10 protein-coding genes and 1 pseudogene are annotated in these 14,675 nt (G+C 67.2%); 5 read left to right on the forward strand and 6 right to left on the reverse strand.

Annotation, left to right across the window (positions count from 1 at the left end; genetic code table 11):
• Positions 1 to 26 precede the first annotated feature (26 nt).
• Positions 27 to 281 carry a hypothetical protein gene (locus EYW49_RS14100; RefSeq protein ID WP_131310222.1) on the forward strand — a complete coding sequence of 85 codons (255 nt, stop codon included), beginning with the start codon at positions 27 to 29 and terminating at the stop codon, positions 279 to 281.
• Between the two features lie 12 nt (positions 282 to 293).
• Here the strand turns inward: EYW49_RS14100 and EYW49_RS14105 are convergent, their stop codons facing one another.
• Entirely contained in the window at positions 294 to 1,967 is a 1,674-nt protein-coding gene (locus EYW49_RS14105; protein ID WP_165498258.1) for an ABC transporter ATP-binding protein/permease, read from the reverse strand.
• 200 nt (positions 1,968 to 2,167) lie between these two features.
• Between EYW49_RS14105 and EYW49_RS14110 the strand changes: the two genes are divergently transcribed.
• Positions 2,168 to 4,327, forward strand: coding sequence for a glycoside hydrolase family 3 N-terminal domain-containing protein (locus EYW49_RS14110; protein WP_131310224.1), 2,160 nt, complete (start codon positions 2,168 to 2,170; stop codon positions 4,325 to 4,327).
• A gap of 84 nt (positions 4,328 to 4,411) precedes the next feature.
• On the opposite strand, the gene EYW49_RS14115 is transcribed toward EYW49_RS14110, so the two are convergent.
• Positions 4,412 to 5,029: a hypothetical protein gene (locus tag EYW49_RS14115; protein WP_131310225.1), complete on the reverse strand. Its 618-nt coding sequence runs from the start codon at positions 5,027 to 5,029 to the stop codon at positions 4,412 to 4,414.
• Between the two features lie 309 nt (positions 5,030 to 5,338).
• Here EYW49_RS14115 and EYW49_RS14120 point away from each other — a divergent pair, with 309 nt between their 5' ends.
• Complete coding sequence (locus EYW49_RS14120; RefSeq protein ID WP_131310226.1) at positions 5,339 to 6,964, forward strand: alpha-amylase family glycosyl hydrolase; 1,626 nt, start codon at positions 5,339 to 5,341, stop codon at positions 6,962 to 6,964.
• 39 nt (positions 6,965 to 7,003) lie between these two features.
• Here EYW49_RS14120 and EYW49_RS14125 read toward each other — a convergent pair whose 3' ends face one another.
• The 4 genes from EYW49_RS14125 to EYW49_RS14140 form a co-directional block, all read right to left on the reverse strand.
• Complete coding sequence (locus tag EYW49_RS14125; RefSeq protein ID WP_206365471.1) at positions 7,004 to 8,410, reverse strand: mannose-1-phosphate guanylyltransferase/mannose-6-phosphate isomerase; 1,407 nt, start codon at positions 8,408 to 8,410, stop codon at positions 7,004 to 7,006.
• A 100-nt stretch (positions 8,411 to 8,510) separates the two neighbouring features.
• The gene (galE, locus tag EYW49_RS14130) at positions 8,511 to 9,503 is read right to left on the reverse strand and encodes a UDP-glucose 4-epimerase GalE (RefSeq protein WP_131310228.1); all 993 of its coding nucleotides are present in this window, start codon (positions 9,501 to 9,503) and stop codon (positions 8,511 to 8,513) included.
• Positions 9,504 to 9,760: 257 nt separating this feature from the next.
• On the reverse strand, positions 9,761 to 11,299 hold the full coding sequence (locus EYW49_RS14135; protein ID WP_131310229.1) for a glucosamine inositolphosphorylceramide transferase family protein: 1,539 nt from the start codon (positions 11,297 to 11,299) through the stop codon (positions 9,761 to 9,763).
• 85 nt (positions 11,300 to 11,384) lie between these two features.
• Complete coding sequence (locus tag EYW49_RS14140; protein ID WP_131310230.1) at positions 11,385 to 12,704, reverse strand: UDP-glucose dehydrogenase family protein; 1,320 nt, start codon at positions 12,702 to 12,704, stop codon at positions 11,385 to 11,387.
• Positions 12,705 to 13,219: 515 nt separating this feature from the next.
• Between EYW49_RS14140 and EYW49_RS14145 the strand changes: the two genes are divergently transcribed.
• Positions 13,220 to 13,846, forward strand: a complete 627-nt coding sequence (locus EYW49_RS14145; RefSeq protein WP_131310231.1) for a transglutaminase-like cysteine peptidase — start codon at positions 13,220 to 13,222, stop codon at positions 13,844 to 13,846.
• Positions 13,847 to 14,241: 395 nt separating this feature from the next.
• Positions 14,242 to 14,675: pseudogene (locus EYW49_RS14150) on the forward strand (phosphomannomutase/phosphoglucomutase); the annotation flags it as partial.

The following is a 14,675-nucleotide window of genomic DNA, read 5'->3' on the forward strand; positions in this document are numbered from 1 at the left end:
GCGGGACTCCAGCGGAGGCGTCGGGCGTGTTCGACAGTTACCTCATCGAGATCGACGACCTGGAGGCCGGCCTGCTGCTGCGCCAGGGCGAAGCCTTCGTGTTTCACGCGGTGGCGCCGCGTTTCCGCGCCTTCGAAGGCGCCGTCTTCGCCGACCCGTGGAGCGCCGAGCGGGCGCTGCGCCGCCATGCCCAGCGTCCGACGCCGAAGCGCGACGGCGCCCGCGACCCCGGCGCCCCGCGGCGCGTGCCCCCCGCCGCCGGCCGCCGCGCCCTCGGCTGACCGCCGATCGGCTCAGCCCGTCCCGGTGACGGCCGAATCGCTCACCCGGTTGAGGCCGATCACCCGGGTGAACCACGGATCGCCGTCGTCCTCGCGGGTCAGCGAGATCACCGAGACGCCGGCGAGCGACCCCAGCGCCTCGAGCATGCGGCGATGCTGGGTCGCGTCGAGCGCGCTGGTCGCCCCGTCCATCACCACCCAGGGCCGGCGATGCAGCACCGCCCGGCCGAAGGCCAGGCACTGCTGCTCGTCGAGGCTCAGCCGCCGATCCCAGCGATCGACCAGAGCGATGTCGTCGCCGAGTTTGCCGAGCCCCACGGAATCGAGCGCCGCGCGGATCGCCGAAGCTTCGAACCGTTCCGCCTGATCGGGGTAGGCGATCGCCTCGGCGAGCGAGCCGAGCGGGAAATAGGGTCGCTCCGGCAGGAACATCACCCGCTCCGGCGGCGGCCGGTGGACGATGCCGCGGCCGCGCGTCCACAGGCCCGCGAGCGCATGGAACAGCAGCGTCTTGCCTACCGCCGCCTCGCCGACGATCCGCACCCGTTCGCCCGGGACGATCGCCACCGCATCGGTCGCGAAGCGCGCCCGCCCGTCCGGCATCGCCAGTTCGAAACCCTCGAAGCGGAAGCCGTCGTCGGCGTCTTCGCGGCAGTCGATGTGCGGGCCGATCCCGCCCTCGCCGTGGTCGAGCGCGGTCAGCACGTCGTGCAGACCCTCGACCCGACGCAGCGTCGCCCGCCAGTCGGCGATGCGCGGGAAGTTGTCGACGAACCAGCGCAGCGACGACTGCACCTGATTGAAGGCATTGACCACCATCATCAGCCCGCCGAGCGACATGGCGCCGGAGAAATAGCCGGGTGAGGCGACCAGCACCGGCACCACCAACGCCAGCCAGCCGTAGCCCGAGGTCACCCAGGTCAGCCGCGCCAGATCCTCGGCGAGCACCCGCATCGCCACCAGCACCGCGTCGAACAGCCCGGCGACCGAGCGCCGCTCGTCGGCCTCGCCGCCGTAGAGGGTGATGCCCTCGGCCGATTCGCCGATCCGCACCAATGCGAAGCGCAGCTCCGCCTCGCGGGCGTAGCGGGCGGCGTTGTCGTCGATCATCGGCCGCCCGACCCGCCAGGTCAGCGCCGAGCCGGTCAGCGCGAAGCCGACCGCGCACCACACCATGTAGCCGGGGATCGACACCAGATGGCCGCCGATCGAGAAACGCACCTGCTCTGACAGCACCCACAGCACGCCGACGAAGGAGAACAGCATCAGCGACGCCGAGAACAGGCTGGCGCCGAGATCGGCGGTGAGCTCGGCGAGATGCCGGCTGTCCTCGTGGATGCGCTGGTCGGGATTGGCCCCGGCCTCGCCGGCGAAGGTCAGGAGATAGGCTCGTTTCTCCTCCAGCCAGTCGTCGAGCAGATCCTCGGTGACCCAGGCGCGCAGCCGGATCTTGATCATCTCGGTGAACCAGGTCTGGGCCACGACCAGGGTCAGCAGCGTCCCGGCGATCTTCAGGAACTCGAAGGCCTGGGCGACGAAGGCCGGCCGGTCGCGTTTTTCCAACGCATCGTAGAAGGCGCCCTGCCATTCGTTGAGCCAGATTTGCCCGCCGATGAAGGAGACGATCACTGTCATGAGGCCCAGCACCAGCCAGAACAGCCGCCGCCGTTCCGGCGATCCGCGCATGCGTGCGAGCACCCGGCGCACGTGCACGAAGGTGCCCGGGGGGGAAATCGCGGCTGAGGGGGATGCCGAACTCGACGTGTCGACCATCTGGGGTACTCTTCACGCCACCACCGGTGCGACGCACCGGGGGGCGTCGGCCGAGACGTGACGTGAGAGTGCGCCGGCCGCGCGCCCGGATCAATCGGGAGAGGAACGCACCCATGTCTCGGATCGACGACCTCGTCGCCGCCATGACCCTCGACGAGAAGATCGGCCAACTCACCATGATCTCGCTCGGTGCCGAGACCATCGTCACCGGCCCCGGCGCCACCCGCGAACCGTCGATCGCCGAGTTGCGCGAGGGCCGCCTCGGCTCGGTGCTCAATCTGGTCGGTCGCGACCGCATCCACGCCCTGCAGAAGATCGCGGTCGAAGACACCCGCCTCGGCATTCCGCTGTTATTCGCGCTCGACGTGATCCACGGCTATCGCACCTGCTTTCCCGTGCCGCTCGGCGAGACCGCCGCCTTCCGCCCGGATCTGTGGGAGAAGACCGCCCGCTTCGCCGCGGAAGAGGCGACCGAGGACGCCCTCGCCCTGACCTTCACGCCGATGCTCGATCTCGCCCGCGATCCGCGCTGGGGCCGCATCGTCGAAGGCCCCGGCGAAGACCCGCACGTCGGCGCCGTCTATGCCCGCGCCAAGGTGCGCGGCTTCCAGACCGACGACCTCGCCCGCCCCGACGCGCTCGCCGCCACCGCCAAACATTTCGTCGCCTATGGTGCGGTCACCGCCGGCCGCGACTATGCCTCGGTCGACATCTCCGAGCGGACCCTGCACGAGGTCTATCTGCCGGCCTTCCGCGCCGCCGTCGACGCCGGCTGCGCCGCGATCATGCCGGCCTTCGTCGATCTCGCGGGACGGCCGATGTCCGGCGATCGGGCGCTGCTCACCGATCTCGTCCGCTCGACCTGGGGTTTCGAAGGCATCCACGTCAGCGACTACGACGCGGTCGGCGAACTGGTCGCCCACGGCGTCGCCGGCGACATGGTCGAAGCCGCGGCGCTGGCGCTGAACGCCGGCATGGACCTCGACATGATGAGTCCGGCCTATCCGCAGGGTCTGAAGACCGCGCTCGAACGCGGCCTGACCGATCTGGCGACGTTGGATGCCACCGTCCGCCGGGTGCTGGCGCTCAAGGAACGCCTCGGCCTGTTCGACGCGCCCTTCGGTCGCGGCGATCCCGCCCGACCGTCGGCCCGCTCGCGCGCCGAACGCCGGGCGCTCGCCCGCGAGGCCGCTGCGGCGTCGATGGTGCTGCTCGACAACTGCGACGCGATCCTGCCGCTCGCCGCCACCGGCGGACCGATCGCCCTGATCGGTCCCTTCGCGGAAGCCGCCTTCGACATGATGGGGCCGTGGTACGGGCTCGGCGATCAGGAGGAGACGATCGATCTGGCGCAAGGCCTCCGCGCCGCCTTCCGCGATCGCGAGATCCTGGTCGCCGCCGGGGTCGAGCGCGACGGCGACGACGTCTCGGGGATCGCTGCGGCAGTCGCGGTCGCCGCGCAGTCGGACGTCGTGCTGCTCGCCGTCGGCGAACCGGCCGGGCTGTCCGGCGAGGCGGCGAGCCGGGTCCGCCCCGGCCTCACCGGCCGTCAGGCCGAGCTCGCCCGCGCGGTGGTGGCCACCGGCCGCCCGGTCGTGGTGCTGCTCACCTGCGGCCGCCCGCTGATCGAGCCCTGGCTCTACGACGCCGCCGCCGCCACCCTGGTGCTGTGGTATCCGGGCGGCGAGGCCGGCCACGCCGTGGGCGATCTGCTTGCCGGCCGCCGCTCGCCCTCCGGCCGCCTGCCGGTGTCCTGGCCGCGCGACGTCGGCCAGATCCCGCTGCACTACGGCGAGCGCCCGACCGGCCGCCCCTTCCTCGACGGCGAGCACTTCACCACCCGCTACATCGACAGCCCCAACGATCCCCAGTTCCCCTTCGGCGCCGGCCTCGGCTACGGCTCCATCGACATCGGCAAGCCGCGCCCGGCGACCGATCGGCTCATTGCGGGGGAGAGCCTGACGGTGGCGATCGATCTCGCTCATGCGGGGGGCATGGCCTGCGAGACGCCGATCTTCGTGTTCCTGCACGATCGCGTCGCCTCGACCTCGCGGCCGGTGCTGGAGCTGAAGCATTTCGAGGTGGTCGGGCTCATGCCCGGCGAGACGCGGACCCTGACCGTCACCTTGCCGCCGGCGGCCTTCGCCTGCCTCGGCCCGGATCTCGAGCCGCGCATCGAGCCCGGCCTGTTCGACGTCTTGGTCGGGCCGAGCGCTGATCGGCGCACCCTCAAGGGCGCGGTGGTGGAGGTGGGGACCGCGCCGGTGGCGTGAGATCGCCACGTCGCGGTTCGCCGGCGTTCGCCGCCGATCCGCGCGGTGCGCTCGCCGGTCCCCGTTCGGACGGCGAGCGTCGAGTCAGCGCGCCTGAACCCGGGCCATCGCCACCGCGTCGGTCAGGTGGCCGCAGGACAGCAGGCCGCCGATGCAGAACAGCACCATGACCGCGGTCTCGGCGTCGCGGGGCGACGCGAGGCTGCGCGGCTCGCGCAGCGAGATGCCGAGGCGCGTCAAACGGCTGCGCAGCGCCGCGAGACGAGTGCCGAAGACCGCCTCGACGGCGATCGCCCCGGGCGCGCCGAAGGCGGGTTCGGCCGTCGCCTCGAGCCGGGGCAGGCCCGGCGGCGCGGCCGTCGAGGCGTTGAGGAAGCATTGCATGTCCCGCGCCAGAGCGATCAGCGAAGCGCCGAGTTCCTTGTACTTGGTGTCGTCGAGGACCCCGAGCTCGTAGAGCGCCACGTAGATCCGCCGATACATCAGGAGCGAGAAGGTGATCGGCACCACCACCACCGCGAACACCAGCAGGCCGCGGTCGTAGGACCGCAGGAACAGGAAGGAGACCACCAGATAGGCGATCGGAATCACCTGCGACAGAACCACGAAGGACGAGGCTTCGCGCGCCCGCCGGACCAGCGCGCCGAGGCCGTCCGGGGACGCGAAAGCCGGGGTCTTGGGATGGAACAGATGGTTCGACACGGATCGGTCCTCCTCCCGCTGAACGTTCGACCAGACCCAGGCTAGGCGAAGGTCATTCGGAAAGCGTTGCGCCGATCCGGACAGTTGGACGCGATCGGCTCGGCAGGTGCCGCTCGTCCCCTGCGCGTCGTCCGCCACCGGGATTTGCGCTCCCTCGGGCGCGGTCCGCCCGCGCCCCGACCCGAAAGCCTTCGTTGGCCACGCCGAACGATGGCCCCTGCCAAGGGGCGGCAATTGGAGTCATACTCTCATCGAGCGAGCCGAATTGACCGGCCCGACGCCGGTTCGACCCGCGACGGAGGCTCCCAGATGACCGTCAAGCCCACGGCCTTCCCGCAAGACGTCCGCGATCACCCCTGGTGGCGGCGCGGCATCGTCTATCAGGTCTATCCCTGGTCGTTCCAGGATTCGAACGGCGACGGCATGGGAGATCTGCCCGGCATTCTCGCCCGTCTCGACCATCTCGAACGGCTCGGCATCGACGCGGTCTGGCTGTCGCCGGTCTACCCCTCGCCGATGAAGGACTTCGGCTACGACATCTCCGACTATTGCGGCGTCGATCCACGCTTCGGCACGCTCGCCGACCTCGATCGGCTGATCGCCGAGCTCCACGGTCGCGGCATGAAGCTGATCATGGACTTCGTGCCCAATCACACCTCCGACCAGCATCCGTGGTTCGAGGAGAGCGCCTCGAGCCGCACCAACCCCAAGGCCGACTGGTACATCTGGCACGATCCGGCCCCCGACGGCGGCCCGCCCAACAACTGGCGTTCGATGTTCGGCGGCATCGGCTGGGAATGGTGCGAGGCGCGCGGCCAATACTATTACCACGCCTTTCTCAAGGAGCAGTGCGACCTGAACTGGCGCAATCCGGCGGTGGTCGCGGCGATGCACGACATGCTGCGCTTCTGGTTGGCGCGCGGCGTCGACGGCTTCCGCGTCGACGTCATCTGGCACCTCCTGAAGGATCCCGGATTCCGCGACAACCCGCCCAATCCCGATTGGACCCCGGACGAGCCGGAGGTCCGCCACATCCTGCAGATCATGACCTGCGACCAGCCGGGCATCCTCGATCTGGTCAAGGGCTTCCGCAAGGTGCTCGACGAGTTCCCCGACAAGGTGCTGATCGGCGAGCTCTATCTCTCGGTCGAGCGGCTCTGCGCCTATTACGGCGACGCTCTCGACGGGGCGCATCTGCCCTTCAACTTCCATCTGTTGATGGATCCCTGGACCGCCGAGACGGTCGGCGGGCTGATCCGCGACTACGAGGCGGCCCTGCCCCCCGGCGCCTGGCCCAACTGGGTGCTCGGCAACCACGACAACGGCCGCGTCGCCTCCCGCTTCGGCGCGCCCCAGGCACGGGTCGCGGCGATGTTCCTGCTCACCGCCCGCGGCACCCCGACGATCTTCCAGGGCGACGAGATCGGGCTCGCCAACGGCGTGATCCCGCCCGATCGGGTCCGCGACCCCCAGGAGAAGAACGAGCCCGGCCTGCCCGGCCACAACCGCGACATCGCCCGCACGCCGATGCAGTGGGACGCCGGGCCCAAGGCCGGCTTCACCACCGGCGAGCCGTGGCTGCCCCTGGTGCCGGGCCACAAGGTCTGCAACGTCGCCGCGCAGGAGGCCGATCCGGGTTCGATGCTCAACCTGCACCGCCGGCTGATCGCCCTGCGCCGCAGCCATCCGGCGCTGGCGGTCGGCGACGTCCGGGTGCTCGCCGCCCGCGGCGATCTCCTCGCCTACGAGCGCCGCGCCGGCGACGAGGCCTTCGTCGTGGTGCTCAACCTCGGGCACGGGCCGATCGAAGCCGAGATCGCGGAAGCCGTCGGCGGCCGCATCGTGATCAGCTGCAAGGGCGGTCGCAAGGGCGAGAGCGTCGGCTCGAGGCTTCTCCTCGACGGCGACGACGGGGTGATCGTCGCCCGTCCGTGAGTACGGGCGCGGGGTCGAGAGGATCGGCCCCGCCCGCGCTCAGCCGCGGTTGTAGATGTCCTCGTAGCGAACGATGTCGTCCTCGCCGAGATAGCTGCCCGACTGCACCTCGATCAGGTCGAGCGGGATGCGGCCGGGATTCTCCAGCCGGTGCAGCGCACCGAGCGGGATGTAGACCGACTCGTTCTCGGCATAGACCCCGACCTTGTCGTCGATGGTGATGCGCGCCGTGCCCGACACCACCACCCAGTGCTCGGCGCGGTGGAAGTGGCTCTGCAGCGACAGTTTGCAACCGGGATCGACGGTGATCCGCTTCACCTGATGCCGGGTGCCTTGGTCGATGCTGTCGTAGGATCCCCAGGGGCGGAACACCTTGAGGTTTTCCGTCGCTTCCTTGCGGCCCGAGGCCGAAAGCCGGGCGACCAGCGTCTTGACCTTCTCGGCCTGCTCGCGGCCCACCACCAGCACCGCGTCGCGGGTCACCACCACGATCACGTCCTCGACCCCGACCACTGCGGTCAGCCGATCGGGCGAATGGACGTAGCTGTTCTCGGCGTCGAGGAACACGGCGTCGCCCTGCGCGGCATTGCCGTTCTCGTCCTTGTCGGCGAGGTTCCAGATCGCATTCCAGGCACCGACGTCCGACCACACGAAGTCGGACGGTACCACCGCGGCCTTGGAGGTCTTCTCCATCACCGCATAGTCGACCGACTTCGACACCGCGCGGCCGAAGGCCTCCGGATCGAGGCGCAGGAAGTCGAGATCGCGCGCCGCCTTGGCGACCGCCTCGCCCACCGGTCGGCCGATCTCCGGCGCCAACCGCTCGAGCTCGCCGAGGAAGTCGGTGGCTCGGAACAGGAAGTTGCCGGAGTTCCAGAGATAGCCGTCGGCGACATAGGTCTCGGCGGTCGCCTGATCCGGCTTCTCGACGAAGGCCGCGACCTCGGCCACCCCGGCCTGCGCCGTCGTAGCCCCTGGGCGGATGTAGCCGTAGCCGGTCGCCGGGCGGCTCGGGCGGATGCCGAAGACGACGATGCGTCCGGCTTCCGCCGCCGCCGCGCCGCGCGCCACATGGTCGAGAAAGCTCTTGATGTCCGGGATCGCATGGTCGGCGGCGAGCACCAGCACGATCGCTTGCGGATCGCGCGCCTTGGCGATCTCGGCCGCCGCGGCGATCGCCGCGCAGCTGTCGCGGCGCATCGGCTCGAGCACGATCTCGCCCTTGACCCCGATCGCCCGCATCTGCTCGGCGACGAGGAAGCGGTAATCCGATCCGGTGACGACGATCGGCCGGTCGAATGCCGGGCCGCGGACCCGTGCGAGTGTGTCCTGGAACAGCGACTTGTCGCCGGTGAAGGCAAGGAATTGCTTCGGGTGGGCCTCGCGCGAGGCGGGCCACAACCGGGAACCCGAGCCGCCACACAGAACGACGGGAATGATCGCCATAATAGATCCTCGCTGGAGTCGATGTCGGGAATGAGCCGCTTCTGCCCTTTGGATAAGGCAAGAAGATGAAACCGGCGTAACCGTCCCTATTTTTCGTCCATCACCGGTGGACGTTCTTGGTCAAGAGCTGCTTCTCCCAGGCCAGCGCATGGCCGACGATCGTGTCGAGGTCGTCCCACTGGGGATGCCAGTCGAGCTTCTCGTGGATCCGGTCGACCCGCGCGACGATGCTGGAGGCGTCGCCGAGGCGCCGCGGCCCATAGGTCACCGGCAGCTTGGCCCCGGTCACCCGTTCGACCGCCGCCAGCACTTCGAGCACCGAGAAGCCGCGGCCGTAACCGCAGTTGGCGACCAGACTGGTCTCGGTCGCGCGCAGATGGCCGAGCGCCAGGACATGGGCTTCGGCGAGGTCGGCGACGTGGATGTAGTCGCGCACCCCGGTGCCGTCGGGCGTGTCGTAGTCGGTGCCAAACACCTGGATCTCCGAGCGCACCCCGAGATGGGCCTCGCAGGCCACCTTGATCAGATGGGTCGCGCCCTTGGTCGATTGCCCGGTGCGGCCCTTGGGGTCGGCGCCGGCGACGTTGAAGTAGCGCAGCGCCGCATAGCGGAAGTCGTGGGCCCGCGCCGTGTCGGCGAGCATGATCTCGGTCATCAGCTTCGACGAGCCGTAGGGCGACACCGGCCGCAGCGGAACGTCCTCGGGCACCGGGATCACTTCTGGATTGCCGTAGACCGCCGCGGTCGAGGAGAACACGAAGTTCTCGACGCCGTTGCGCACCGCCGCGGCCATCAGGTCCCGGGACTTGACGGTGTTGTTGTAATAGTAGGCGAGCGGATCGACGACGCTCTCCGGCACGATGATCGAGCCGGCGAAATGGATGATCGCGTCGATGCCTTGCGTGGTGATGATCCGATCGAGCAGCGTCGCATCGCCGATGTCGCCGCGCACCAGGGTCACTTCCGGCGGGATCGCCCAGTCGAAACCGGTGGACAGGTTGTCGAGCACCACCACGGTCTCACCGCGGTCGGCGAGGGCCCACACCGTATGGCTGCCGATGTATCCGCAACCGCCCGTCACCAAAATGGTCATCCCGATCTCCAGTGATTGGCCCATGATGTGAGCGTGGCCGGGGCCTCACGATTCGACGGGCCGATGCGGCATCGCGTCGAATCTGACGGCAGGCACGCCCGATCAGCCGCGGTGGCACTACAATGCCAGTCCGCTCACCGCAGGTTACACGATGACCCGAGGGGGCGGAAGGTGAACCGATCGGTGCGACGAGGAAATCTCCGTCCGCTCACCCCGACGTCGGAGGGGCGCGACGCGGGCGGGTTCGCGCGAACCGCTCAGGGGTGCGGCTGTCCTTCACCGAAGAGCGACAGCGGATGGTCGGGAGCATATCGCGGGCCCAGGACGTCCATCGCCTCGAAGACTCCGCGTTCGTGGCGGGCTCTGTTCCAGGTGTGAAGCCCATGAAACGGGGCGGACGGTCGGAGCCGGCGCACGACGGTCTCGCGCGGCGCGCCACCGTCGCGCAGATCGAGCCCGACGACGGCGAGGCCACTACCATACCCTTTCGAAGAATCTTGAACCGGTCGATGCCAACTGCCGCCGTGCCGGAACAATCGGCCGCCCGGTCGTGACGAGCGCACGTCGACACGGGTTGGACACTCGTCGACCTCCACCCACGGTCCGAAGAGCGATGGCGCGCGCAGGACGTGGAGGGCGTCCCAAGACGAACACCAAGGGTCTCGTCCGGTCCCGAACATCCACCAGCCGCCGTCGATTTCGGCGATCGTCGGATCGTGGAGTTCGAAGCAGGAAAGAAGGGTTGCGTGAAGCTCCCATTGGTCGGGGAACCGACTGGAACGCCAGAGCTCGACTGTCCGCCGGCCGGTGGTCTCCGGGACCATGTAGATTTCGCCGCCGTATTCGAAGACGCCCGGATAGGAGAGGTGGCAGTTCTGCTCGAGAATCGGTCGGAATTTACTCGGCCGGCCGTCGTCGCCGATCTCGCAGACCGAGAGAAGACCCCGGCCCGTCGCATAGGGAAATTCCTCGAGGAAGAGGAAGGTTCTCCCCGAGACGGTGATCGGGAACGGATCGGCATAGAAGCGACGGCCGTCGTCGGCCACCATGTGGAACGGAGTCGGGTCGGTCTCGGGTGCGTCGGCTTCGGATCGTGGCCGTCGCAGGCGCCAGACGGTCCGCCAGTCCTGCGGGGCGGTGACCGCGCGCTTCAATCGACGGGCGATCCGGCGCCCGAGGGTCGCCCCGGCGAGGGCGGCGACGGCAGTCGACCCGACCGCCCGGAATGCCGGAACGTCACCCACCAGACCGGTTCGCGGCGACGCGGTTGCAGCGACGGCGGATCGGGTCGCGAGGATCGCCAATTGGGCCGCGCGCGCAAGGATCATCGAGGTCGAGGCGCTTGCGCGACACCGGTCTTCGACGGCGATGACCCAGCTATCGAAGACATGCCGGCCTTCACCGTCGCAAATCTCGGCGGAGAGGATCGGGGGCTCTTCGCCGATCGCGGAAGACGCCGCTCCGGCGAGCGGGGGAAGCCCTCCGCAGGACAACCTGATCGTTCGTATCGACGAGGAAACATCCGCGCCCGCGAGATCGACGACGAGATCGACTGTCGCGGATCCGGCGCGGAAGACCTCGAAATCTCGGAGTGGGATCAGATCGACGGCGGTTTCGTCTCGCGAGCCGCCGATCAACCGTTCGAGATCGAAGAGGAGATCGAGGCCCGGCGGCGTTCGATCCGTGCCGATCGGTATGACGGCGACGACGGAACCCGGCAGCCGCGCGATCTGCGTGACGACCCTGAGGTGCCAACGCCGCGAACGATCCGCAGGAACATAGACGGTGATATTCATGGACATTTCGCCGGGGCGTCTCCCAATCTCCGGATGGGTCGGCGGCCGGTCGCCCCGGCAGATGAGAACCAGCACCGGCGAGCGATCAGTTCGGCTGTGGACTCCGCCGCCCAATCCCGACGTAACGGAATCCGTGTCTCTCGATTTCTTCGTGGGGATATACGTTTCTGAGGTCGACGAACACCGGATCGGCGACCTGTTCGGCCAACCGCGCAAAGTCCAGGGCGCGGAATTCGTCCCATTCGGTGATCAACGCGATCGCGATCGCACCTCGCGCCGCCTCGTAGGGATCGGCGCAGAACGTGATGGTGGGAAGCATCGGCTTGGCCTGCTCCATACCCTCCGGATCATAGGCCCGGATCATCACGCCGGCGTCGAGGAGCGCCTGAATGATGGTGAGGGACGGCGCTTCGCGCATGTCGTCGGTATTGGGTTTGAAGGTGAGCCCGAGCACCGCGATCGTCCTGCCGCGGACTTCTCCGCCGCAGGCGCGGATGATTCTGCGGGCCATGGCGTGCTTGCGGCTTTCGTTGATCGCCACCGTCGCCTCGATCAGGCGAACGGGCGAATCATGGTCCTGTGCGGTTTTCACCAGCGCCAGCGTGTCTTTTGGAAAGCAGGAGCCGCCGTAGCCGGGGCCGGCGTGCAGAAATTTCGACCCGATCCGATTGTCGGCGCCGATGCCACGGGCCACTTGCTGGACGTCTGCTCCGACCCGTTCGCAGAGATCGGCAATTTCATTGATGAAGGTTATCTTCATCGCCAGAAAGGCGTTGGCGGCGTATTTGATGAGTTCGGCAGTGCGCCGGTCGGTGAAGATCAGCGGTGACGAGTTGAGATAGAGGGGTCTGTAGATCTCCGTCATGACATCTCGGGCGCGCTCGTCTTCGAAGCCGACGACGATGCGGTCCGGACGTTTGAAATCGGTGATCGCCGCACCTTCGCGGAGAAATTCGGGGTTTGAGACCACCGCCACGTCGGCCTGAGGACTTTCTTCGCGAAAAATGCGTTCGACCTCGTCGCCGGTCCCGACCGGAACGGTCGACTTGTCGACGACGACCGTGAAACCTCGGACCGCATGCGCGATCTCTCGTGCGGCTGCATAGACGAACGTCAGGTCGGCGTGCCCGTCACCGCGTCGAGACGGTGTTCCGACGGCGATGAACACGGCATCCGCTTCACCGACGGGTCCGGCCAAGTCGGTCGTGAACGACAGCCGCCCGTTACGGACGTTCTTGGCGACGAGTTCGTCGAGGCCGGGTTCGTAGATGGGCAATCGACCGGCTTTCAGCGCGCCGATTTTGGTGTCGTCTTTGTCGACGCAGGTCACCGAGTGACCGAAGTCGGCGAAACAGACGCCGGAAACGAGTCCGACGTATCCGGAACCGATCATCACGATGCGCAAGAAAGGCCTCCAATGTACGTTTCGGCGTGCTCGCAGACCGAGCTTGGCTACCGACACTCCAGCGATCGCCGGTGCCGTCGCAACTCACCCAGTAGCGGATACCCGTGATTTACCGTGAATCGTGTGACGACCGCGACGCTACGAATACCTACGTCGATCTAGCCGCCGAGTCGATGATCGGCGCGGGCGCCGGATACGGAACATTTGCGACGAGTGATGCCATCGCCACATTTAGAAGTCACGATTCAATCTAAAAAATCATAGATCGTGTGGTGCTTCGTCGATTCTCGGGGCTGTGCCGCGTTCGAGGCCCCATGGTCGAGAAACGGAATCAGCGTGTCCTCGACCATCACTGAAATTCAAATTTCACAGGACTTCTGGTGCTGCGGGAAGCGGCTGGGTTTGTGGTCGCATCGTTAACAAACAGTGAATATGATTTGAATATACCGCCTGCACTCGTTGATCTTACTTTATTCGATTCGATGTAGAACTGATCTCCGTGAGGAGTTCTTTCGATGAATAAGCGATTCTTGGGATTTCTAATGGTGCTCGGGTTCGCCGTCTCGATGACGACGGGCGTCGGTGCGTTTCCCCGGATCGGCGATCCGACAGCACGACAGGCATTGCCGCGCGCCGGCGCGCTCGTCGACCAGAGTTTCACACCGGCTCACTACGGCTTCGTCAATTTCTGCGATCGCTATGGCGATCAATGCTCCTCGGATGGCAAGGGGTCACTTGCCGAGATGGATGGAGAGAAATGGAGCGAACTGGTTGCGGTGAACAACTTGGTCAATCAGCGGATCGAACCGGATCGCGTCGGGCGTGACTTCGAACACTGGTCGCTCGAAGCGACCACCGGACACTGCAACGAATACGCAATCCAAAAACGCAAGGAACTCATCGACCGTGGTTGGCCGATCGGCGCCTTGTCGCTCGCGGTGGTCCATACGCGCTTCGATGAGAAAAACATCTTCCATCTCGTCCTGACCGTGAGAACCGACCGGGGCGACTTCGTCCTCGACAACCTGCATAGACTCGTTCTGCCGGTTAACAAGACCGGCTACGGCTGGGTCATGCGGCAGTCGACCGTTCACCCTCGGCTCTGGGTCAGCATCGGTGGTCGGCGCGAAACCGATATCTGATCTCGCCTCATTCGTCGCCGGATGGACGAGGCTGCGGTTCGAACCGAGGATTCCCTACGCCTCCGGCGCGGAGTCGCTGGCCGGGATGACGACTTCCTCCTCAGCCCGACAACTCGATGATGAATTCACCTTATTTCCCGGCCTGCGGTAGCCGACCCCTGCGGGTATATCGTCATGGGATAGGTATCGAGACCGAAGCGCGTGAAAGCCGCGAAATCACCCGCTCGAACGAGCACTGCGACGTGCTCCTGTGAGGTCTTGCAGCTTGTTGCTGTGCCGATTCTCGTCTCCAACCCGATGAGAATCTTGCAGAATATCAGGTGAATTGCGTAAGCCGGTCCCGTCGCCTATGCTGACGCTGGCACCCCCGACGTTTTTCCATGAGGCTCGACCCCATGCCGTTTCCGATCCCGCAGCAAGTGCTTCTTCCCAACACCTACGCCTACGAATCGGCGCCGATGGTCAAGGTCACCGGTTTCCGCGAGTACGACGCGCGCTGGCTGTTCGGAAGCGAGATCAACCTGATGGGCATTCAGGCCCTGGGCATGGGGATCGGCACGCTGCTCGGCGAACGCGGGGTCAAGCGCGAGATCGCCGTCGGCCACGATTTCCGCAGCTATTCGGCGTCGATCAAGCTGGCACTGGTCACCGGCCTGATGGCCGCGGGCTGCAAGGTGCACGACATCGGCCTCGCCATCACCCCGATGGCCTATTTCGCCCAGTTCGAACTCGACGTGCCCGCGGTCGCCATGGTCACCGCCTCGCACAACGAGAACGGTTGGACCGGCGTCAAGATGGGCTGCGATCGGCCGCTGACCTTCGGCCCCGA

This window comes from Siculibacillus lacustris (assembly GCF_004328075.1).
Classification (GTDB): Bacteria; Pseudomonadota; Alphaproteobacteria; order Rhizobiales; family Ancalomicrobiaceae; genus Siculibacillus; species Siculibacillus lacustris.